The sequence below is a fragment of the Pseudomonas synxantha genome (assembly GCF_900105675.1).
Lineage (GTDB): Bacteria > Pseudomonadota > Gammaproteobacteria > Pseudomonadales > Pseudomonadaceae > Aquipseudomonas > Aquipseudomonas synxantha.
On record NZ_LT629786.1, the window covers coordinates 3,418,748 to 3,441,554 of the forward strand.

At 57.1% G+C, this 22,807-nt stretch carries 18 protein-coding genes and 3 pseudogenes; 12 read left to right on the top strand and 9 right to left on the bottom strand.

Going from position 1 to position 22,807, the window contains the following annotated elements; genetic code table 11:
- Positions 1-21: 21 nt before the first annotated feature.
- Positions 22-303 (top strand): LysR family transcriptional regulator, encoded by a 282-nt coding sequence (locus BLU48_RS15840; RefSeq protein ID WP_057023592.1) that lies wholly within the window; start codon positions 22-24, stop codon positions 301-303.
- Between the two features lie 364 nt (positions 304-667).
- Here BLU48_RS15840 and BLU48_RS15845 read toward each other — a convergent pair.
- Both BLU48_RS15845 and BLU48_RS15850 read right to left on the bottom strand, forming a co-directional pair.
- A pseudogene (locus tag BLU48_RS15845) lies at positions 668-1,056 on the bottom strand (transposase); the annotation flags it as partial.
- A 216-nt stretch (positions 1,057-1,272) separates the two neighbouring features.
- A complete protein-coding gene (locus BLU48_RS15850; protein ID WP_082636661.1) occupies positions 1,273-1,659 on the bottom strand; it encodes a winged helix-turn-helix transcriptional regulator in 387 nt (128 codons plus the stop codon).
- Between the two features lie 101 nt (positions 1,660-1,760).
- Here BLU48_RS15850 and BLU48_RS15855 point away from each other — a divergent pair, with 101 nt between their 5' ends.
- Both BLU48_RS15855 and BLU48_RS15865 read left to right on the top strand, forming a co-directional pair.
- Entirely contained in the window at positions 1,761-2,510 is a 750-nt protein-coding gene (locus BLU48_RS15855; protein WP_057023589.1) for an SDR family oxidoreductase, read from the top strand.
- Positions 2,511-3,750: 1,240 nt separating this feature from the next.
- Positions 3,751-4,029, top strand: coding sequence for a type 2 periplasmic-binding domain-containing protein (locus tag BLU48_RS15865; protein WP_057023588.1), 279 nt, complete (start codon positions 3,751-3,753; stop codon positions 4,027-4,029).
- A 23-nt stretch (positions 4,030-4,052) separates the two neighbouring features.
- On the opposite strand, the gene BLU48_RS15870 is transcribed toward BLU48_RS15865, so the two are convergent.
- Together BLU48_RS15870 and BLU48_RS15875 are read right to left on the bottom strand one after the other, a co-directional pair.
- Complete coding sequence (locus BLU48_RS15870) at positions 4,053-4,877, bottom strand: ABC transporter ATP-binding protein (protein WP_057023587.1); 825 nt, start codon at positions 4,875-4,877, stop codon at positions 4,053-4,055.
- The gene (locus BLU48_RS15875; protein WP_057023586.1) at positions 4,874-6,409 is read right to left on the bottom strand and encodes an ABC transporter permease; all 1,536 of its coding nucleotides are present in this window, start codon (positions 6,407-6,409) and stop codon (positions 4,874-4,876) included. Before BLU48_RS15875 ends, BLU48_RS15870 begins: the two co-directional genes overlap by 4 nt.
- Positions 6,410-6,691: 282 nt before the next feature.
- On the opposite strand from BLU48_RS15875, the gene BLU48_RS15880 reads away from it, so the two are divergent.
- Positions 6,692-7,702 (top strand): alpha/beta hydrolase fold domain-containing protein, encoded by a 1,011-nt coding sequence (locus tag BLU48_RS15880; RefSeq protein WP_082636659.1) that lies wholly within the window; start codon positions 6,692-6,694, stop codon positions 7,700-7,702.
- Here the strand turns inward: BLU48_RS15880 and BLU48_RS15885 are convergent.
- On the bottom strand, positions 7,650-8,867 hold the full coding sequence (locus BLU48_RS15885) for an MFS transporter (RefSeq protein WP_057023585.1): 1,218 nt from the start codon (positions 8,865-8,867) through the stop codon (positions 7,650-7,652). The two genes, BLU48_RS15880 and BLU48_RS15885, sit on opposite strands and share 53 nt — an antisense overlap.
- A gap of 250 nt (positions 8,868-9,117) precedes the next feature.
- Between BLU48_RS15885 and BLU48_RS15890 the strand changes: the two genes are divergently transcribed.
- The 4 genes from BLU48_RS15890 to BLU48_RS15905 all read left to right on the top strand — a co-directional run bounded on the left by BLU48_RS15890 (position 9,118) and on the right by BLU48_RS15905 (position 15,907).
- The gene (locus BLU48_RS15890) at positions 9,118-10,137 is read left to right on the top strand and encodes an ABC transporter substrate-binding protein (protein ID WP_057023584.1); all 1,020 of its coding nucleotides are present in this window, start codon (positions 9,118-9,120) and stop codon (positions 10,135-10,137) included.
- Positions 10,138-10,207: 70 nt separating this feature from the next.
- Entirely contained in the window at positions 10,208-12,454 is a 2,247-nt protein-coding gene (locus tag BLU48_RS15895; protein WP_057023583.1) for a TonB-dependent receptor, read from the top strand.
- 129 nt (positions 12,455-12,583) lie between these two features.
- Positions 12,584-15,217: an exo-rhamnogalacturonan lyase family protein gene (locus BLU48_RS15900; RefSeq protein ID WP_231988973.1), complete on the top strand. Its 2,634-nt coding sequence runs from the start codon at positions 12,584-12,586 to the stop codon at positions 15,215-15,217.
- A gap of 39 nt (positions 15,218-15,256) precedes the next feature.
- Positions 15,257-15,907, top strand: a complete 651-nt coding sequence (locus tag BLU48_RS15905) for a DUF6250 domain-containing protein (protein WP_057023581.1) — start codon at positions 15,257-15,259, stop codon at positions 15,905-15,907.
- On the opposite strand, the gene BLU48_RS15910 is transcribed toward BLU48_RS15905, so the two are convergent.
- Complete coding sequence (locus BLU48_RS15910) at positions 15,888-16,859, bottom strand: LysR family transcriptional regulator (RefSeq protein ID WP_057023580.1); 972 nt, start codon at positions 16,857-16,859, stop codon at positions 15,888-15,890. The two genes, BLU48_RS15905 and BLU48_RS15910, sit on opposite strands and share 20 nt — an antisense overlap.
- A 406-nt stretch (positions 16,860-17,265) precedes the next feature.
- Here BLU48_RS15910 and BLU48_RS15915 point away from each other — a divergent pair, with 406 nt between their 5' ends.
- The 4 genes and pseudogenes from BLU48_RS15915 to mobH form a co-directional block, all read left to right on the top strand.
- The gene (locus BLU48_RS15915) at positions 17,266-18,072 is read left to right on the top strand and encodes an energy transducer TonB (RefSeq protein WP_057023579.1); all 807 of its coding nucleotides are present in this window, start codon (positions 17,266-17,268) and stop codon (positions 18,070-18,072) included.
- Between the two features lie 86 nt (positions 18,073-18,158).
- The gene (locus BLU48_RS15920; RefSeq protein ID WP_057023578.1) at positions 18,159-18,881 is read left to right on the top strand and encodes a MotA/TolQ/ExbB proton channel family protein; all 723 of its coding nucleotides are present in this window, start codon (positions 18,159-18,161) and stop codon (positions 18,879-18,881) included.
- Position 18,882: 1 nt separating this feature from the next.
- Complete coding sequence (locus tag BLU48_RS15925) at positions 18,883-19,284, top strand: ExbD/TolR family protein (protein WP_057023577.1); 402 nt, start codon at positions 18,883-18,885, stop codon at positions 19,282-19,284.
- 457 nt (positions 19,285-19,741) lie between these two features.
- Positions 19,742-21,318 (top strand): annotated as a pseudogene (gene mobH / locus BLU48_RS15930) (MobH family relaxase); the annotation flags it as partial.
- A 139-nt stretch (positions 21,319-21,457) separates the two neighbouring features.
- Here mobH and BLU48_RS31735 read toward each other — a convergent pair.
- The 3 genes and pseudogenes from BLU48_RS31735 to BLU48_RS15940 all read right to left on the bottom strand — a co-directional run.
- Entirely contained in the window at positions 21,458-21,613 is a 156-nt protein-coding gene (locus BLU48_RS31735) for a hypothetical protein (protein ID WP_156422414.1), read from the bottom strand.
- Positions 21,614-21,778: 165 nt separating this feature from the next.
- Positions 21,779-22,060, bottom strand: coding sequence for an Rrf2 family transcriptional regulator (locus tag BLU48_RS31740; protein ID WP_138233641.1), 282 nt, complete (start codon positions 22,058-22,060; stop codon positions 21,779-21,781).
- Between the two features lies 1 nt (position 22,061).
- Positions 22,062-22,793: pseudogene (locus BLU48_RS15940) on the bottom strand (SLC13 family permease); the annotation flags it as partial.
- Positions 22,794-22,807 lie beyond the last annotated feature (14 nt).

A 22,807-nucleotide genomic window follows, 5' to 3' on the forward strand; every position in this document is an offset into this window, starting at 1 on the left:
CCCGCTCGGAAGGAAAGCCCTATGAGTATCAACGAAGATAATTTTGCCAACTTCGACATGAACCTGATTGTGGTCTTCATACTGCTGTATCGCGAACGTAGCGTCTCGCGAACAGCAAAATTGCTAAGCGTTGGCCAGCCAGCCGTAAGTGGGTCACTCATGCGGCTGCGCCGTAAATTCGAAGATCCGTTATTTACCCGGTGCGGGAGAGGGATTGTTCCGACCGAACGAGCTGAACAGCTCATCGCAGAACTGATTCCAGCGGTAAACAAGATTGAGGCAATGCTTTGCCTGAAAGGTTGAGCCTATTCCTAAATGAATCGGAACGAGCAGATTCGATCCAGTTTGGCCTGGGCTAGAAAGTGACCTTTTCATCACGCTCGATTGGGTTGGCGTTTCATCGTGCCCAACGGTAGAAAGCCAGACATCCCGAAGGAGGCCCAAAAAAGTCGGGGTAGGCTATCCACTCACAGTACCTATCCCTTTACCGAACGACCACGAATTGGCCAGATACAGAGGCGCACTGAATACCAGCCACGGCCACCGAAGTCCGTGTCAGAAATCGCCATTCGCGATCGCTCGCATGCCCGCTGCGACTGGGGGCAAAACTGGGGGCATTTTTTAGATTTTTCGAGCTAAAAATGCCGCCCTAGAGCCCAGTCAAAATGTTTTTTGGCGATAGGCTCGATTGATAGCGATAGCACGTGATGCTGACCCCGAAGGTCAGGCACGCGAGCTTGATACTGCATCGACCTGAACGAACCGCTTCCTGCGCCATCTCTCGTCGCCGCGATGGCTTCACCACTTTTTTGCCAAGGCTTCCTGGATGATTTCGGCTTTGAGCCGCTCGTCGGCGTACTTTTTTTTGAGACGCCGGTTCTCATCCTCCAACTCGCGTAACCGAGCCATCAGCGATGCGTCCATGCCGCCGAACTTGGTGCGCCGCTTATAGAAGGTGGCCGAGCTGATACCGTGCTCGCGACATAGCTCTGGCACCGGGCTTCCAGCCTCGGCTTGCTTGAGAATGGCGATGATTTGGCTGTCTGAAAACGTGATCTCTTCACGCAAAATTTCCTTGATCCGATTAGGAGAAAATTCTACTTCTGGTGAGTATTTTTTTCAGAGGGGATTACCGCGTAACGCCCCCCGGTTTTCCAGGTGGATGATCCGAGCCCGGCGGTGGGAATTAGAGCATTGAGCCAGATGACGTTGAGTTATATGACCGACGCCTGAGCCGTGTAAAGTTCAAGAACGAACGACGGCACCTCCAAATCAACGAGCGTCGCCCGGCGACGCACAGATCTGCGCAGCGTGAACCCGCATCCAGTCGGCCAGTAAATCGAAAGTGTCCTGCAGGGTTTTTCCTAAGTCCGTGATTTGGTATTCCACCCGAGGTGGCACCTGGGCATACACCGTGCGTGTGACGAGTCCGCGCTGTTCGAAAAGACGCAATTGCCGAGTCAGTTCTTTTTGCGTGATCGGCGAAACAGCCCGCTGCAACTCGCTAAACCGCACAGGACTATCCAGCACGATCAGTCGATAAAGTATCGGAATGGCCCACTTACCGGATATCAGGTTGACAAAATCCACCATCGGGCAACCTGACGGCGGGTTCGACGGGGAATGCGCTGCATGCAGCAGAGGCTTGTGGCTGCTCATATGGATCAAATCCGTCCCTTGGTATCTAAAAGGTGCCTACTAGTCAAAGGATACTAACGCTCTGAGAATGGGTTCTCCAACTCATTACCGGGACCAAGGGCATGCAGAGGCTGCAGAACAAATACACACTGATAACCGGTGGCACATCCGGCATTGGCCTGGAAACCGCCCGACAGTTTTTGGCTGAAGGTGCAACGGTCGCGATCACCGGCCGCAGCGAAAACGCATTATTGGCGGCCAAGAGGGAATTGGGAGATGCGGTCCTGTCGATCCAGAGCGATGCGGGTGACGCGGCTGGCCAGAAAGCGTTGGCACGCAGAATCGCCGGGCTGTGGCCTCGGCTGGATGTGCTGTTCGTCAACGCCGGCGACGTCACTCACCGGTCGATCGAGGATTGGGACGAAGCGGCATGGGATCAGCTCATGCAAACCAACCTTAAAGGACCTTTCTTCCTAATCCAGGCCCTGACGCCCTTATTGTCCAACCCGTCTTCGGTGATTCTTTGCGGGTCCGTCAGCGCCAGGATTGGCCTCGCACAAAGCAGTGCGTATGCCGCGAGCAAGGCCGGACTGCTTTCACTGGCACGCACACTCTCGGGAGAACTCATCGAGCGTGGCATACGCGTCAATGGGTTGAGCCCAGGCCCAACTGAAACAGCAGCCCTGGGCAAACTGGGTTTACCCGCCGCCGAGCAAGAAGCGTTGCGCGAGAGAATCCGTCAACTGGTCCCCATCGGGCGCCTGGGAACCCCGTGGGAGCTGGCCAAGGCCGCGGTCTATCTGGCCTCTGACGAATCGACGTTCGTCGTGGGGACAGAATTACTGGTGGATGGCGGCGTCGGCAACTTGTGAGCTACACGTGCAGGTCAAGTCACTCTGTCCGCAGCAGAGAGGGCTGGCGGGACTCGAGCAGTTTATCCACGAGCTCGACAACCCGGCCCCACGGGGCCCATGAGTGATCCAAGCGGGTGGTGTGGAGAGCTGCGACAGGTATTGGCGCACGGCCCTCACACCCACGAGGTGGCGGAAGAAATCGAACATCGGTGCGTCATTGGTCGAGTCGACGCAATAGGGCACCGCATCACGGAGCTCATTGATATCCAGGTCATAAACCTCAGCCAGAATACGCCTGGACATACTCAGCATGTCATAGCCGCCAAGCCAACCCAGGCCCCATAAATTATTCACAGTAACGTCGGCGCCTGCTTCCTCCAACGCCTCCACTAACGCTTGCCGAGTATCGGAGTGCTCCGGCAGGGAAAACGCCAGACTTGTCAGCCTCAACGGCTGGTCACTGGCCAGCATTGCTTCAGGCACCCTGGCTTGAACGTGTCGAGCGATGGCCTGCACCTGACTCAATACCCTGGGCTGCTCGATTTCGGAGTGCCAAAACTACCGACACAGCTCATGTCCACCGACTGTACGTTGGAAAAACACCCCTCCATTTTCCCCAATCACTCCGTCAACAGGCCACCTCCGAGCCATTTGATCGCAACACCCGGCAGGCGCCGCAGTGACTGGAACAACGCAGATGCCACAGGCCTGCAAACGCTCTAGCGCTGTGTACGTAGCGGCGGCCAAACGGCCGTTGCGAGTCAGGGTTTCATCCATGTCGGAGAGAACAAATCGAACGCAATGGAATTCGGAATCAGAAGCTCAAAATAACGATTGCATAGAGCTCCTCTTTTTCTTTGAAAAGGCTCCTATCTCCTACCCAAGACCTTTTCTCTAGCTCTAGCGACACACTGATTATTACAACAAACATAACAAACGATTATACATACCTAATTTTATATTCTTTTTATGGGGCTGTCGTTTCGTGGAATAGTCCCAGTCTGCCGTATCAGATCGCGTACTCATGTCCAACCCCCATCACCGCCAGTTCACTCTGCTTTTTCGCCCATCCAGAACTATGCATCCCAACATGCAGACAACCTGTCTGATCCAATATCGCCTCACAAACTGATCATCATGTTCAGTTGCTCGTACCGCAGGGAGTCCGCATGTTACGCCGGGTGGTCACACTCAAAATGGCCACGTTCTTGACGCTGCTACCTATCCCAACATCGTACTCACCGCCATCGATTCGGATGTGATCAAAACCTACGTCGAACTCGGGATGGGGATTGGTATCGTTGCCGAAATGGCCTACAGCGCCGAGCAAGATAAAAGCATTATCTGCCTCGAACAGGAAAACCTTATACCACCGAACATCGCCAGCATCGCCGTGCGGCATGGTACTTTTCTACGCGGCTACGCTATCGCATTCATTCAGACACTGATCCCCGACCTCAGCAGCGAGGCGATCCGCACAGCCGTTGAAGGTAGTAGTGACATGACGTGCCTCCCATGTGTCACGCAGCCGAATTAAGCGCGTCAACGGCCAAAGACCGCTTATTGGGCAATAAACCTCAGCGGAATTTCTTTCAATAGGTTCCGCTCTGCAAGCTCATACTCGCCTTCCTTGGTCAGCCTATGCAGCAGCGCCTCTTTGAGCCGGTAAAAGTCATAGCCACTGCGCTGACGCGGACGGGGAAGATCAATATCAACAATATCCTTGATCCGGCCAGGACGGGGTTGCAGCACTACCACCCGATCCGCAAGGTATATCGCCTCCTCCACATCATGGGTCACCAGTACCGTGGTAACACGATAGCGTTGGCGGATGTTCAACAGTTCGTCTTGAATCTGCTGCCGAGTGAGTGCATCCAATGCACTGAACGGCTCGTCGAGGAGTAAAAGACGAGGACTGGTCACCAGGCCTCGGGCAATGGCAACGCGTTGTGCCATACCGCCAGACAGCTGGTGGGGATATGCCCGGCTGAATTTCTCCAGGCCTACCAACTCGACCATTGACTCGATCCTCTTACGCTTTGCCTCTGGGTCAAGCACTGTATTGCCCAGTGCCAGACCGATATTTTCGCTGACGTTAAGCCATGGAAATAGTCGGTGCTCTTGGAAAACAATTCCACGGCCACTGCCAACTCCTTCCACCGGCCGACCATCAATGCTGATGTTTCCACTGAATGCTCTGTCCAGGCCAATCAACAGTCGCAGCAGCGTGGACTTTCCGCATCCGCTGGCACCCACAATGGCGACGAACTCACCGTCGGCGATATCCAGGCTCACGTCCTGTATGGCCTGGAAGTCTCCGTCTTCGAGCTTGAACACTTTGCTTACGTGACTGAAACGGACGACGGGATCTGCCGCGGTTTTCATTGATGTCTCCAGCGCGTCGCGCTCTTTTCAAGTATCTGTCCGAGGCTGTTCAGCGTGGCCCCCGTCAAACCGATAAGTATCATGCAACTGATAATCTGATCGGAGCGCAATAACTGCTGGGCCCCGATCATCAGACTGCCGATGCCGCCATTGGAAGGCATGAAATATTCCGCACCGATGGTGCCCAGCCAGGCGTAGATCATCCCGAGGCGCAAGCCACTGAAGATGGCGGGCGCCGCGCCGGGCAGGATCAGGCACCGCATACGTTTATAGGCGGTCAACTGCAGTACCCGCGAAGTCTCATGCAAGTGTTCCGGCAGATGAGCGACTCCACGGTACGTGGCAATAAACAAGGGGAAAAATGCAGCCATTGCCACAAATGCCCATTTGGCGGCTTCACCCAATCCGAACCATGCCGTCAGCAACGGCACCCAGGCGAAAATCGCGATCTGGCGCAACGCCCCCAGACTGGCGCCCAGCAATCGTTGGGCACGAGCAGAGACACCCAGCAGTAATCCCACCACCACACCCAGCGTACCGCCCAGGACGAAGCCACCCAGCGTGCGCCCCAACGTCATGCCAAGTGCCGCGGGCAGTTGCCCGTTTGCCAAACCGTGCAGCAGGGTTAGCACCACTTGCCCAGGGGAAGCCATCGACTGCGGATTCAACCAGCCTTGCCAGCTGCCGGCTTGCCAAACAGCGATCAGTGCCAACGGAAGCAGCCAGGGAATCAGCCATTGCTGCGTCGAATGGTGGCGGCCGGGCTTCAGCTCGGCCAGCGCAGGATGGGGCCAGAATACCCAACGTCGGTCGATCCAACTGATGCCACTATCCATGCTTACGCCAATGATGCCGATCAACACGATGCAGACGAACACGATATCCAGCATGAATAGCTGACGGGCCCAGACCATCAAGTAGCCTATGCCTTCGCTTGAGGCCAGGAGTTCGACAGCGAGGAGTGATGACCAGCCTGCGGACAATGCCAACCGCACGCCAGCCATGAGGGAAGGCGCCGTCGCCGGGATAATCACGCGGCGTATGAGCGACAGCCTGGACAGTCCCATGACCGATGCCAGCTCTCTCAGCGTTGGTTGTGCATCCCGTACCCCAACCAAGGTGTGCAGCGTAACGGGCACCACGACCGCCTTGATCAGAACGGCGATTTTCAGCCACTCGCCAATACCCAGGAAGATCATCAGCAAGGGTATCCATGCCAGCGTAGGAATCTGGGCCAGGGCCGTGAAGGTCGGGAGTACCAGTCGCTCGGCGATATGGCTTGCCCCCAGCCACGCACCCAGCACTGCGCCCGTGATAACGCCAGCGACAAGGCCCAGCATCAACCGACCCAGACTGATCGCCAGGTGGGTCCAGAGTTCGCCTTGGGCAAGTTCAACTGCACTTTGCCAGACTAGCGCAGGTGCCGGGAGGATCTGCTCGCTCATCCAATGCCGCTCGCTGGCGACCCACCACAACACGAATATCGCCAAGGGCACCAGCCACGGTTGCACGCGCCTGGCTGATATCAACATCAGGCTGCGGAGAAATCGGGGTTTCGCCCGTTGCGTTGGATGGCCGTAGGTGTTGGATATCATGATTAACCTGAGGGGCGGATAGCGGGCTATTGTCCGCTGTGTGGCTGACCGTCCGGCAAGCGCAAACAGCGAATAATTTTTATGCGTGTGATGCATTGGATCGCACGCTGCGAGCGAGGCAACAATGCCTGCATCAACCATTAATGGGGGAGCCTTATAATCACGTGCCCCCTGCGTAGTGAAAGACTTTCTGGGCATAGCGTGCATCCGCTGGGGAATATGAACTTTATCAAGTCCTGCAGATGCTTAAGCTACGCAACAATGATTGGTCTGCCCGTTGTCTGCTGCCCGGCACTGACCTATGCCTCGCAGTTCAGTACGTCGACAGCATTTTCCACCCAAGGTATCGGTGTCGCCAGCAAGGTGCAGTTAACCGTTCAAGAGGTTTCATCACCGCGCACGTTCACGCATGGTGTCACCCGTCTTACCGACATCGTGTACGCAACGCCTGATGGTCACCGACCTTTGACGCTGGATCTTTACCTGCCTCAACGGCCTGTCGGCCACCGTCCGCTGATTGTCTATGTGCATGGTGGAGGCTGGTCCAGCGGACATTCACGGGTAGCCGGGGCCTTCGAAGACTTTCCGGCCGTGCTCGCGCGTTTTGCGGCACAAGGCTACGTCGTCGCCTCACTGAATTATCGGCTCAGTGCAGAGGCTGCATTTCCATCAGCCCTTGAGGATGTACGCACCGCCGTTGAGTGGCTGCAAGAAAGGCATCGGGATTACGGCGTCGATCCAAGCCGAATGGCGATTTGGGGCAGCTCGGCCGGCAGTCAGCTTGCCGCGCTTGCCGCACTTGACTGTAATCACTCGGCCAATCGAACCGCACCGTGCGCCAAGGTGCTCATCAGTTGGTTCGGTATATTCGATTTTTCAACCCTGGTGAAAGACCTGCGGTTCGCGGCCATCATTCAGGCCTCTCGAAGATACCTGCACTGCCCAGACGGTCCATGTGCCGCTGCGACTCTGAACGCGGCGAGTCCGATCAACCATATTGGCAAGTCGGCACCGTCGGTGCTGTTGATTCATGGCATGGCCGACCAGGTAGTCCCCAGCCAGCAATCCGAAGCCATGGCGCAAGCACTCCAGCGCCAGGGGGTACAGGCGACGTTGCTGCTTTTGCCGGACGTGAGTCACAGCTTTGTCGGCAAAGATCAGATCGCCACCCGAGCGGCTAATTACGCAGCGCTGGAGGCAACGGCGCAGTTTTTGGGTGAGCATCTCTAGGCAACCAAAGCGCAAGGACGCCAAGGAGTGGCAGGCAGCTTGCGCAGGTGAACGTTGCGACGATTCCCCAGTGATCCGACATCACGCCCAAGCCTGCGGCGGCGATGCCACTGATTCCGAACGTCAGGCCAAAGAAGGCGCCGGCCACCAAGCCAATCCTGCCGGGTACCAAGTTCTGGGCCATCAGCAGGATTGCAGCGAACGCCGACGCTATGACGATCCCGATCACTATTGACAACCCGATCGCCACCGCCAGGGGGGCGTGAGGCAGCCATAGCGCAAAAGGACAGGCTCCCAGGATGGAAAGTGTAATGACCGGACGCATCCCCAGTCGATCAACCAGTGGGCCGCCGAGTAACGTGCCAGCGGTGATGGCCAGCAGAAAAACAAACAGCAATATCTGCGCCTGCGCAATAGTGACGGCAAAACGCTCGATCAAAAAGAAGGTGTAGAAGTTGGCAATACAAGCCAGATAGATGTATTTGGAGAGCAACAGCAGCGTCAGCAACAATAGTGCCTTGATTTTTTTTCCACGGCTGAGCGTGGCCAGCGAAGCGCTCGAAAAGCGCACCGAAGGAATGTGTGAGCGGCTGATCTGCAGGGCTCTACGCAGTAGCAACAGACCGCATACCGCCAGACCTGCCAAGCACAACGCCATGTGCTTGATGGGCATGATGAGCAGTGTCGCCAACAGTAGCGGCGCGACCGCCGACCCAATGTTTCCGCCCAGTTGAAACACCGATTGCGCCAACCCCAGGCGGCCCTCCGAGGCCGCGCGGGCGGCACGCGACCCTTCAGGGTGAAAGATCGACGAGCCTAAACCCACGGCGGCTGCAACCCACAGGAAATCGGTGAATCCATCGGCAAAGGCGAGCAACGTCATCGCGACGATCATGCACATCATCGCCCAGGGCAACAGCCTGGGGCTGGGTCGATGGTCGGTATACCAACCCACGACCGGTTGGCACAGCGAACCGATCAGATGAAACATCAGCGTGATCAACCCCAATTGCGAATAGGACAGTTGAAAACGTATTTGCAGCTCAGGGTAGAGCGAAGGCAAGACGGCCTGGAAAAGATCGTTGAGGCTATGGGCAACCGCGATGAGCCAGAGTGCAGGAGCCAGGCGAGCAGGGCTGGAAGCAATAGAAGTTGAGGGGATCATGGGGATGGCAGAAAGAGCGAGCGGAGTCGGCAGTAGAGCCCATCTTCCTGATCGCGCGCCAATGCATTCTGCTCATCTTTTTTTTGCGCATTGCACATAACCGTTAGAAACCTTTCTGGTGCCGGCTTATATCTTTATAGAATATAAATAAGTGGTTTCGGTATTTACTGATTGGGTTTGTAGTGTGGTTAAACGTCGCCGTGCAAGCCAGTTACACCGCTGGCTGATCCTCACGGAGTCGGAAATCTTGATGTCGTCGCGTCCCCATAAAGTTGTCTCCCTCCTAGGCCTGGGACTTGTCCTGGGTACACTGGCCTTCAGTACTGCGCAGGCGGACGAGCTGCAACTCAACATTGCGGTCTCGGATATCGGTGCCGGTGGGAAACCTGCCGGTGGCGGTCTGGTCGATGTCATCCACTCGCAACAACGACTGGAAAAGGCACTGAGCGCCGATGGTGTCACGGTCAACTGGCACTTTTTTAAAGGCGCGGCACCGCTGATCAATGAGTCCTTTGCCAACGGCCAGGTGGATCTCGCCTACCTTGGAGATCTGGGCGGCATTGTCGGTAAGTCCGGCGGGCTGGATACCCATGTCGTTGCGGTCGCGGCACGTGGCGTTGCGCACTATCTCGCCGTGCCTCCGGGTTCCTCGATTCATACGATGGCGGACCTGAAAGGCAAGCGGGTCGGACTGTTTCGAGGTACCGCCGCCCAGCTTTCGTTTATTGGTGCGCTGCGCACTGCGGGCCTCACCGAGAAAGACCTCAGTGTCATCAACCTGGATTTTGCCGCGGCCAGTGCCGCGCTAGCTGCCAAACAAATCGACGCCACCTGGGGAGGCGCGAATGTGCTCGCCGTGCGAGACCGTGGCCAGGCACAAGTGCCAGTTTCCACGCGCACCCTCGGCGGTGCAGGCGAGCTTGCCGGGCTGGTTCTGGTCTCAGGTCGCTTGATGAGCGAGCACCCGGATTGGGTACGCAGAATCGTTGAGATCCAGCGAGAAGCTTCAGCCTGGGCGAGCGCCGCCGAAAACCGCGATGCCTATATCCAGTTGCTCGCTGATCAGGCGGCATATCCAGCCAGTCTGCTGCGTGCGGACCTGGAGGGGGCTCCGGACTTATCGGTGTTGTTGTCTGCGGAGTTGGATCCCCCTTTTGTTGAACGCCTCAGGCAAGCCGTCACTACAGCCAAAGAGGCTCGATTGATCCGCCGCGACATCGATGTTGATCAATGGTTGGCACCGCAATTCTTGCAACAGACCACCCCCTGAGTCTTCCCATTTACCCCTGCTGACAGCGCCGCGCTGTCAGCCTGGCCGAACTCGCACGCTGGAAACGCCCATGAAACTTTATCCTCAGCAAAAATACCTCCCTTTGGTCACCAGCATCGCGCTGGGTCAGGTACTGGCCTATGTGGCGACGGGGGCCCTGGCCGACACCGATCCCCAGTTGGCCACTGTACACGTTGAGGGCGCACGTCAGGCGGACCCGCAGCAGCCGCCCACCTCGACTCAAAAGTTGAGCGGCAAGACACTCGAGCAGCAAGGGGTTTATCGATTGGAGGATCTGCAGCAACTGGCGTCCGGTCTTGATGTGGCAACCGTCGATCCTTATGACACTCGCCTGACCATTCGCGGAGTGGGCGATGGCGGTGGCACTGAAATCAATATCGGCATGCCAAGCGGTGTGGGGCTGTTTCTCGATAACGTTTACCTCAGTCGCCCGGGCATGATGTCCAATGATCTGCTGGACATCGAAAGTGCCGATGTATTGAGCGGGCCGCAGGGAACGCTCTATGGTTTCAACACCACCGGCGGTGCCATCGATATCCATAGCCGCAAGCCAACTTTCACCCCTGAAGGCTCCCTGCGCCAGTCCATCGGGCAGCGTGGTTACACCCAGACGCAGGCAATGTTTTCCGGTCCATTGACCGACACCCTGGCTGGGCGCATCAATCTGTCCCATACCGAGAAAGGCGGCTACATCAAAAATGAGTACACCGGGCACGAACTGGGCGGCAGCAACCAGGACGGGATGCGCGGGCAATTATTATGGCAGCCGGCAGATGACTTCAGCCTGCGCATCATTGCCGACCTCAACAAGTCGACCAGCTACCCGGTGTCGGTGCTCGATAAAGCCAATGCGATCAACGGCACCGTCCCCTATCTGAATCGCGCAGCCCTGGTAGGAGCCCATGTTGTCGGCGGTGGCTATAAGGTTAACACCGACGATGAAAACGAGGCCTATGTCCGCCAGGGAGGGCTTTCCGTGCAAGCCGACTGGACACTTGCTGACGGCTATAATCTGAGGACGGTTTCGTCGTACCGCTATTTTGGCTACCAACCCAACAATACCGATGGGTTGGATGTTCCATTGTTTGCCGGCAGCGGTGGCGATGTGCGTGATCGCGTCTGGTCGCAGGACATTCGCCTGGACTCCCCCAAGGGCGAACATTTCGACTATGCGTTGGGAGCAACCTACTGGGGCGAGGACCTTAATACATTTGCCCACGATTACTATGCGTCTGGCAGCCAGACAACCCAGTACTACGGCACAAACGCTAACACCGGCAAACTGGTCAAGCGCTGGGGTGAAATCAACGATACGGTGTTCTCGCTCTACGCCCAAGGGACTTGGCATGTGACCGACGAGTTCGACATTACCGGTGGTATTCGCAACAGCTACGAGAAGAAGTCCGGGTCATTCCGTCGAGCCAACAAGAACGATTTTGACTCCGGCAAGCTTAATCAGTACAGCCAGCTTCCGGCGGCGATGCTCAACTTCAATTACTACTTCATGCCCAATCTGCAGGGCTACCTGACGATCGCGTATGGCGAAAAATCGGGTGGGCTGAACGTCTCGTCCGGCGCAGCCGGCAAAGCAGGCCTCGGCAGTTTGTTGATTGATCCGGAAAGCACCCGGGGCGGTGAGTTAGGTTTGAAGAGCCATTGGCTGGATAACCTTATCTCGGTTGATGCCGCGTTGTTTTGGTCCGAAGTGCGCAAGTTCCAAACCACCGCCTACGACCTCGAAAGTCAGAGCAGTTATTTGATCAACGCCGGAACCATGCGCTCCCGCGGCCTGGAAACCAACCTGACGCTCAAGCCACTGGACGGTTTGACCGTCAATTTCAACGGTACGCTGCTGGACAACAAGTACCTGGACTTCAAAGACGGTAAATGCCCGGCCGAAGTGTCGCTTGCGCCGAAGCCGCCCGCATCCTGCGACATGAGTGGCGAACGGGTATTCCGCTCGCCCAAGGTCACTTACAACCTGACCAGCCGATATGAGTGGCAAACGTTCGGGGCCTTGCAGGCGTTCGTGTCCGGTCGTTACTCCTATCGCACCTGGTCGTACGGCACGGTCGATAACTCGCAATTCACACGGGTACCGGGTTACGGATTGCTGAGCCTGTCGACCGGGCTCGGCGGCAAATACGGTGACGGCAACTGGAACGCTTCTTTGTGGGCCAACAACGTTACCGACAAGCGCTATTACCGCACGCTGAATACCGGCGATTACGGTTCTGCGTTTGGCGTGCTAGGTGAACCACGTACCGTAGGTATGACCCTCGGCTATGACTTCTAGAGAACGGCACCGATGAACAATTTTCTCCTGGATCGACGCAGTTTCATGCGTGCCAGTGCCGTGATGGCCGGCACCCTACCCTTCGCTAATAGCGCAATGGCGTCCACGTCCACGTCGACCTCGGCCAACATGCCGGAAACCCAACTTGGCTGGTTGGGCCAGGACGCACCATCCTCTTTCACTGGCGTGACCTGGGGTACGCCATGGCCGCAGGGAAAGGTCGCGGCGGGCAGTCAGTTCCAGATACGTGGCAATGACGGTTCCTTGCCATTGCTGCAAACCTGGCCGCTGGCCTATTGGCCCGATGGCAGTTTGAAGTGGACCGCTCATGCCATCGGGCCGCAGGCCAGCGCCGCTGCGAATTACGATCTGCGTCCAATCTCTGCCTCGGGCCCTGAACCCGCCTCCCTGGTCAAGGAGCAGGATGGCGAAATCCACATCGACACCGGCTTACTGCAGTGCGTGATCCCTCGCCACGGGACGGTCCTGATCCGTAGCGTCAAGCGATTGGGGCGGCCTGGGTTAAAGAACGGTCACTTGGTTTTGCAGGTCCAAGGCGACCCGGACCAGGCATCAAGCACGGTGAGGCAGTACCTAAGCCAAGTAGAGCGTGTCGTGGCAGAGCAGACCGGACCGGTGCGCGCCGTGATCGCTTTGCACGGTACACACCGGCGGCTAGATGGTGATGAAACACTGATCCCTTTCATCGTGCGCGTTTACCTGTACCTAAACAGCGAGACCCTGCGTGTGATTCACACGTTGGTGATCGACGCTGACGAAACGCATGACTTCATCAAAGGGGTCGGGCTGCGTTTCGATACGCCGCTAGATGCACCGTTACATGATCGGCATGTGCGTTTCGTCGGTGCCAATGGAGGCTTATTCGCCGAAGCTGTGCGGGGCCTTACGGGGTTGCGGCGCAATCCTGGCGACGCGATCATGCGCGCGCAGGTCGAAGGACGAAGCACCGGCCCCGTGTCAGGATTTGCGCCTGAAGTCGCCGATCGTCTGCAATATATCCCGGCGTTTGGCAGCTATCGATTGCTTCAGGCTCACCCAGACGGCTTTCATATCAGCAAACGTACCTCGTCCGGACAAAGTTGGCTGCACAGTGCCACCGGGGAGCGGGCAGCAGGTGTTGGTTACTTGGGGACACCGCAAGGCGGCGTGGTCTTCGGTCTGCGTAATTTCTGGCAAAGCTATCCAGCACAACTGGATATCGAACGGGCGCACACCGAACAAGCGCAAATCACCCTGTGGTTATGGGCTCCACAAGCCGCACCAATGGATATGCGCGCCTACCACGACGGCTTGGGAGAAGACAGTTTCATCAAACAGCGTGAAGCACTGGAAATCACGTACGAAGATTACGAGCCAGGCTTTGGTACCTCCATGGGAGTCGCACGTACCAGCGAATTAGAACTGCAATTCGTGGTGGCAACGCCAAGCGGATCGCAACTGCAGCAAATAGCACAACGGATTCAAGATCCACCGTTGCTGCTGGTATCCCCTGAGCGTTTGCATGCTGCCGCTGTCTTCGGACCCGATTGGGCGCCGCCAAAGACGGATAACGGCCGCAAACAGGAAATCGAGGCGCAACTGGCTTGGTATTTCGAGTTCTATCGCAACGAAGTCGCGCAGCGTAAGTGGTACGGTTTCTGGGACTATGGCGATGTCATGCACACCTACGATGAGCAACGCCACGTCTGGCGTTATGACGTCGGCGGGTTTGCCTGGGATAACTCCGAACTGAGCACTGATTTGTGGCTGTGGTTTTACTTTTTACGAACAGGCCGTCAGGACGTGTTCCGCATGGCCGAAGCGATGACTCGTCACACTGGCGAGGTTGACGTCCATCACATCGGTCGCTTTGCCCCGCTGGGTTCACGGCATAACGTGCAGCACTGGGGCGACAGCGCCAAACAATTGCGTATCTCCACTGCCGCCAATCGCCGATTCCTTTATTACCTGACGGCGGATGAGCGTGTCGGTGACCTGCTGGATGAGCAAGTGGAAGCCTTGCGGACGCTACGCAACGTCGTACCAGGTCGCAAGATCGGTCAACAGCGTGATGTTCGGAACGGCTACGCCAGCATTACCTTTGGCACGGATTGGGGCGCTATTGCCGCCGCCTGGTTGACGGATTGGGAGCGTAGCGGCGACCCCGCCGTTGCTCGGCGCCTGCTTAACAGCATGGAGTCGATTGCCGCGCAGCCCCACGGTTTTTTCACAGGGTTGGGCACTATGGAACTGGACACCGGCCGCTTCGACATCGACCAAAGCGGCAAGCTATCCGTATCTCATTTGTCCGCGGTGTTCGGGCTTGCGGAAATTTGCAGTGAACTGCTGCAACTGTTGCCTTCGGCAAACTTTGAACGGGCCTGGTTGGACTATTGCCGCTTATACAATGCGCCGCTGGCAGAGCATCAAAAAGCTCTCGGGGAACCCCTCCCCAACTTGAACCTGGCGCAAGGGCATGCTCGTTTGACGGCTTTTGCCGGTTATCGATTGGGCGATGCAGCCTTGCAGGACCGTGCCTGGAAAGAGTTCTTCGCTGGAGCTGGCGGCATTCCGCAGCCCAACCGCAATCTGCATAAGGTGGTGCAGCCGAACTACCTGTACCCACTGGATGAACCCGACCCAGTGTCGGTCATTGATGAACACTCCGGTACATCCGCCACCGCCAACCTGTCAACCAATGCTGTCGCTCAATGGGGCTTGACCGCTATTGCATTGCTGGCCTTTGAGCAGGCCGAGCACTGACCTATTGGCCTTCAAATCATCTGTTCAGAGACTGTTCTCATGCCTCACCCGAGCCTTTTATCGGCGACTGCTGTCGAGTTTCAGCCCAGCGGTATCCGCGATGACTTTCCCGCGCTTGACCCTCAGCGCTGGCGCATCGAAACCGAGCAACCCAATGACTCCCGCGTGTTTGTCGAATCCAGCAGACTGATTATGGACACCCGCGCCGGAATGACCGTATGGCTGCAACAGCGCCTGGCCGGTGCCTACCGAATCGAGTTTCTGCGACAGGTGCTGGTGGCCGGCCAGGCTAACGATCGGCTGTCCGACATGAATATTTTCTGGGCGGCCCACGATCCCGGTGAGCCAGGCTTACATTCGCGGGATGGCGTGCTGGAATCCTACGACTCAATGGCCGCCTATTACGTGGGCATGGGGGGAAACACCAACACCACCACGCGCTTTCGCTATTACGACGGGAGCGGCAATCGCCTGCTGCTGGGGGAGCGGCTGGACGCCGCTCATTTGCTGGAGGTCGGACGTATTTATCGGATCCGCATTGACGTGAGTTCTAAATCAACTGCGTACTGGGTCGATGGTGAGCCTGTGTTTGAACAACGCCTGGATGGACCTCCCGCTCCTGGCTATTTCGGCTTTCGCTCAGTGTGGTCGCGTCAGGCAATCAGCCGCTTCAGTGTGCAAGCCCTGTAAGGGGGAGTTCAGCGAGCTCGCCCTGGGGTGGGTTCGCTTCCAGCATCTGCATCGCAGCGTCCGCCTCGTGGAAGGCGTCAATCAGGTTCTGAGCCAAAAAAGACACCTTATAGCCGGAGCGGCTGATAATACCGTAATGCGTAAAGAACTCCGGAGCCAACGGATCCAGTCCCCGGACATTCAGAACCTTGAGCCCCTGACGCAAATAGGGGTTGTTGTGGCTGACGTTGGTGGTACCGATGGCATCCGAATGCTGGATAACGCTGATCAGACTATAGCCGCTGTCACATTCAATACTGGTCTGGAAATCCGGCCGCCCGCTTAATTCCACCAATGCCTTGCGCAGGTTGGGCGGACGTACCGTACCGGCCAACGGATAGCTGAACAATTGCTCGACGGTGATTTCATCCTGCGATGCCAGAGGGTGTTCGCTGCGGCAGCAGAAACCCCACTGATGATGACTGAGCAGTTCCACACGATAGTCCGGATCGTGCTCGAAATTGCGTGCGTCCGCGACGAAGAACTCACACTCCTCGGCAAGCAGCCGCTGACCCAGGGCCTGCCAGTTATCCACATGAAAACGCAGTCTAACCTTGGGCAGTCGCCGCGTGAACACCCCCAGCGCCTGCGGCATTAGCCATGCGGCCGGTGCCGGCCCGCAGGCAAACGACAACTCACCAGCTTCATGCTCATTGAATTGGCGTACCGAATTGATCAGCTCATGAGCATTACCGATCATCTTCCGCGCATGTTCCAGCACGATCAGACCTTTCTTGGTCGGTGCCAGATTTCGCGTCCGGTCGATCAATCGGGTGCCAAAACTTTGTTCCAGTGCCTGGATGCTGCGACTAAAAGCCGATTGGGAAATATTGACTGATTGCGCGGCGAGGCCAAAGTTTCGGTACTCCACCAAAGCAATGAAGTGCCGCAGTTGACGTAGATCCAGATGCATTTAAGACAATGACTCGGTAAGTGTGTGGAGAAGAAGGTAACTGTGACCGAACGTCTGGCGCTTTAAAAAGAACTAAAAGCTTCAATAATGGTTTTTTAGGAATAAGGGGTAGGCATGAGCGGTATTTGATCGGAGCCATGTACGCTCTGACATAGGTGTCTGATCTACCACAATATATAGATTGCGAATCAAGCATAAATATTTTGCGATTCGTGCATCTTCCCGGCAAGACCCGGTGTGACTGGCTTATGCCTATTGTGGTCGATAGCCAGCGAATTTTTTATTTCACTTCAACTCAGCGCTAAGCGAAATTGCCGCACATTGAAGGCGGAGTAGTGTGTCTTTTTGTCCGCCAAAGGCCATTGTAGAGCGATTCAAATGATCAACAAGTTGTCAGGATTGTTAAATGATTAGCACTAAGGGGGAGACCGTGCAAGCGCTGCGACCACTAGATCCAAGCGAGCTGCTTGACCTTAGCCGGGTCTTTTGGAAGCCCTTGGAACTGTCGCGTCTACACAGCACGCCCAAGCGTGTCTTGAGTCGCAGCGAAGGGATCTTGCTGGGGGGGGTCGCCCTGGTGCTGCATGGCGCGGTGATTTTGTGGGTCAACCAGACACCGCCGCCGCTGCCCATAGTGCCGCCGGAAATTCCACCGATGACCATCGAGTTTTCTCAGCCCGCGCCGCCCGTGGTGCAAACATCGCCACCGCCGCCCGAGCCGATCGTGCAGCCCGTGGTCGAGCCACCACCACCGGTGGAGGACGAACTGGCGGTCAAGCCGCCACCGCCCAAACCGATTCCCAAGCCCAAACCTGTGGTCAAGCCGGTGCCGAAGCCGGTCGCCAAACCGGTGGAGCAACCGCCCGCGCCACCGGCGCCGCCACAACCGGTCGCCGCCCCGGCACCACCCGCGCCACCCGCGCCAAAACCGGTAACCCCGGCCTCGGCCAGCGCGGGCTACCTGAAAAATCCGGCACCGGAATACCCGTCGCTGGCGATGCGGCGCGGCTGGGAAGGCACGGTGCTGTTGCGGGTGCATGTGTTGGCCAGCGGTAGGCCCGGTGAGGTCCAGATCCAAAAAAGCAGCGGTCGCGATCAACTCGACGACGCCGCACGGGCTGCGGTCAAGCGCTGGAGCTTTGTCCCCGCTAAACAGGGTAATGACCCTATAGACGGCTGGGTCAGCGTGCCGATCGACTTCAAGATCAAGTAATTCCATTGCGAACGTTTATACCGCGAGCCACCTGACAAAAGGCGCATCGCTACCACCGATTTAATGCCTTGTTGGAGAGCCTGACCATGAATCTGATTGCATCCCCCTTCGAATCCATCGAACACGCCGTCATCTGGCTGTTGATTCTCTTCTCTATCGCGACCTGGGGCCTGGCCCTGCTCAAGGGCGTGCAGTTCACCCGCCTGAAGAGCCAGGATCGCAAGTTCCATAAACACTTCTGGGCCGCCTCCAGCCTCGATTCCGCTGCTGAATTGGTCCATAGTCAACCGGGCGCCGCGGCTCGCGTCGCACTGGCCGGTTACGCCGCGATCCAGGTCAGCGACCAGCCGAGCACTGACCTCAGTCAGGCGATCAACCATCAGGACCGTCTTGAACGTGCCCTGCGCCAGCAGATCGTGCGTGAGCGCCGCTCGCTGGAAAGTGGGCTGGCGATTCTCGCCAGCATCGGCAGCACATCGCCCTTCATCGGCTTGTTCGGTACCGTCTGGGGGATCATGTCAGCCTTGAAAGGCATCAGTGCCGCGGGCTCGGCCAGCCTGGAAACCGTGGCCGGGCCGATCGGCGCGGCGCTGGTCGCCACCGGCGTGGGCATCGCCGTCGCGGTGCCGGCGGTGCTGGTTTACAACTACTTCCTGCGACGCCTGAAACTGACCGCCGCCGACCTCGACGACTTCGCCCACGACTTTTACAGCCTGGCGCAGAAACATTCGTTCCGTGTGCTGCTGCACCCGGCGCAGAAAAAATCCGGCGCCACCGCGACCGCGCAGAAAGTGAAGGAGGCGTCCTGAGATGGCCTTTTCCACACAAGACAGCGATGAAGTGCTGAGCGAGATCAACGTCACGCCACTGGTGGACGTGATGCTGGTGCTGCTGGTGGTGTTCATCGTCACCGCACCCCTGCTGACAAACGCCATCCCGATCAACCTGCCCAAGACCGAAGCCGTTGCTCCGGTCGAGCAAAAGGACCCGTTGGTGGTGAGCATCGACGCCGCCGGCAAGCTGTTCATCAACAAGGACGAGATCCAGCCGGACTTGCTGGAGTTCAACCTGACGGCAGCCAAGGCCAAGGACCCCGACGTGCGCGTGCAACTGCAGGCGGATGACGGGGTGAACTATGGCGAAGTTGCGCGGGCTATGGCGTCGATCGAACGCGCCGGCATCACCAAGCTGTCAGTGATTACCGCACGATAAGGCTTCTGTGTTTTTTGGGGCCGTCTTCTGCAAAGAGATGGCCCTTTTTTTGGGGTCCCTGACCGATGATGCGTCACCTGCTCGCGATGGTCGTTAACGATGACGCGGGCTGCCTGAATGTCCGTGGATTGTTTTTCGGGATTGCGTGAAGTCCCTCTTTTTCGCTTGCTGCTCCAGCAGCACCCTCCCCGCACACGTGCTGTGCCCCCCAGCAAAAGCCATTCCAAAAAACAAATTAACCTATTGATATTTATAGATTTAATTTGATGGCGTATCGCTTGCGATGCTGTCCCCAATGCTTTCAAACCGGGGAACTAGACGTATGCAATATCTGAGTGAATTCAAACTCACCAGTCTGGCCATTTCGGTGTCAGGCACGTTACTGATATCGGGTTATGCCACGGCGCAAACCAAGGATTCAGAACTCGATACCGTGGTCGTGCAGGGGCAGAGCGAAACCGCCCTCTCCCACACGCAGTTCCTCCAGCTCTACTTAAATCCGATCCATCGCTACGCCGAACAGGTCCAGCAACTCCCCGCCAGCGAGACGCACCACCATGCGTATCTCGGTGGCATGCTCGACCATGGACTGGAACTGGTCGCCTGCAGTTTAAAACTGCGTCAGTCGTATCTTCTTCCCACCGGCGCTGCGCCCGAAGACCAAGCCGCTCAGACCGATGCCTGGTCGGCGGGTATTGCTTATGGTGCCCTGCTGCATGACATCGGCAAGATCGCCGTGGACCTGCAGGTGGAACGCCAGGATGGCCGTCTTTGGCACCCTTGGCAGGGCCCACTGGATCAGCCCTACCGTTTTCGTTACCTCAAGGGTCGTGACTACCACCTGCACGGTGCTGCCGCAGGCTTGCTTTACACCCGGGTTCTCGACCGACCAATCTTGGACTGGTTGAGTGGCTTTCCGTCACTGTGGGCCTGCTTGCTATATGTCCTGGCGGGCCAGTACGAACGTGCCGGCGTGCTCGGTGAGTTGGTGATGCAGGCCGACCGTGTTTCCACCGCGCAGAACGTCGGTGGTAACCCAAGCAAGGCGCTACAAGCACCGATTCATTCGCTGCAACATCACTTGATCAGTGGACTGCGTCATCTGGTTCAGCACGAGCTGAAACTCAACCAGCCAGGTGCCACGGGTTGGTTGACTCAAGACGCACTCTGGCAGGTCAACATGACGGTCACCGACAAGCTGCGAGCCTATCTGCTGTCGCAATCGATTGAGGGCATTCCTTCATCCAATATTGCGGTGTTCGACGAACTGCAGTCGCACGGGGGCTGGTGGAATCTACCCCGGAAGGCAAAGCTATCTGGACTGCGCTCGTCACCCAGGGAAACTGGCAGCAGTCCTTTACCTTTCTGCGCCTTCAACCGGCGTTGATTTGGAGGAGCGAAATTCGGCCTGAGGCCTTCAGCGGAACGGTCGGCGTTATAGCTGATGAACACTCGAATGACGCTTCGGCATCACCACCAGCGCCGTAGATTGTCAGTACAGGATCGCCTCAGAGTTCTTCGCCGAGAGATCCCGTGGCGGTGGAAGATACCGACTACCTCGGAACACTGCTTGATATGTTCGATTTGGCAGAGCCACAAGCTCGTGAAGGCACGTCAGAAAGCACTCTCGAAAGCTCCCCCCCATCAGACAACCCAGGCGAGGCATTCCTGAATTGGGTCAGGGAAGGCATCCTGAGTCACAATCTGATCATCAATGATAGTAAGGCCAAAATTCACACGGTGAGCGGTACTGTATTTCTGGTATCTCCAGGTCTCTTTCAACGTTATGTCCAGGAGTTTCCTGGCATCGCCAAGAAGGTCAATAAAGAGATTGAAGAATGGCGTTGGGTACAGAAGCAGTTCGAGAAACTGAAGGTCCACAGAAAGCGAGACAACGGCCTAAACATCTGGGCATGCCAAGTGCAGGGCCATAGGAAGAGAACCACCTTAAAGGGGTACTTGATTGAGGATCCGAAGCATTTATTTGAGTTGATACCACCCGACAATCCTTTTCTTAAAATCGCAGAATCTTAATACCTGGCATGAGGGCGACATCCGACGTAAGGCTTGGTGAGTTTGTTCCTATGGACGCCTTAGGCCTTAGGAGGAAGCCCCCGTGATGATGACTTGCGCTCCCGCATAACACACGTATGCTTTTCTGGGGCGACGACATTTAACGCTCGGCATCGAGATGTCCAAGTTCGACCGGCGCGCAGCCCCCTATCGTCGCAACGTCGTCGAGCTTGCGATCCTGTTGTCCGGTGCTCAGGTCCGGTTGCGCAGGATGAAGCAGGATCAAGCGCTTGAGCCTCACAACAAAAAGGTGCATCGCGCCAACCTACCATTGGAGGTTGGCGCGCCCACTGCTGAGTCGTTCGTACGACCGGCCAGGCCCCAGGACACATCGTCTCCCACCACGACGATCAGCCGCGCGCTGTAAGAGCCAGGTCCAGCCCCATAGACCCAGCGCGAGCATACACCTTCATTGCGGCAGCTATAGGCCTGGCTCCCGAACCGCGTCAAGGGAGGCTGGCTTGAACCGATTAATATCATTGACGATGTCTTCCAGAGTGACTGTCGCGAGTTCATCCTCCAGAGCTTGCTGCGCTTTATCAAAACGCGGGCTTAGTACGCGTTGAATGTTTTTCCCGACCAAGCATTTCTGGTCGGGTTTGCCTCGGTGCAAGGCGAAGATTTCCGGGTCTTCAACAGCACGGTAGACGTCGATCAGGCTTATCTTTCCCGGTTTTTTGGCCAATTGCATACCGCCGCCCATGCCAAGCTGCGCCTGCGATCAACCAGTCGATCCAAGACACTCTCTGGCCCAGCATCTTGTCCATGAAACCCACAGTCAGCAGGTTCTGTGCGGCAGCCGTCTGAATACCCACGTTCCAGATACTGGTGCCTTGGGCAACAATGATCATCAAACCCGCTGCGATATTGGAGCGTTTGGCCACGCCGAAGGCGGCGATCACGCCCATCATGATCGGCACCACGCAGGCACTACGAGCTGTGGCGCTGGGCACTACCAGACTCAACAGCACGATCACGAGCATCGCCCCGAACAGAATCCGCCTTGTGCTGGCCCCAACCTTCGTCAAGGTCACCAATGCTATGCGACGGTCCAGGCCCGTATGGGTCATCGCGGCAGCAATGAACAATGCCCCGACCACCAAAGCAAGCGCTGGATTGGAAAAGCCGCCAAGTGCCATTGAAATGCCGGCCGATGACCCATAGGTGAGTGACGGATCTAACAAGGTCGGTGCCGTGCCGATCAATGTCGCCATCAGCGAAGTGATCATGATGGCGCTGGCCTCGTAAGAAACCGCCTCGGTCACCCACACCGTGACCGCAAACACCAGGATGGCCAGCATTCGATGTCCGGCTACCGGTAACGCCGCAGGTAACGGCAAGAACAGCACGATCACCATGGCTAGGACGGCGACAATCAATCCTGGCGGAAAGTGTAAAGGCGGCGGCGGGGTAACCGGTGAGGCACCTTCATTCATAGCGTTCTCGCATA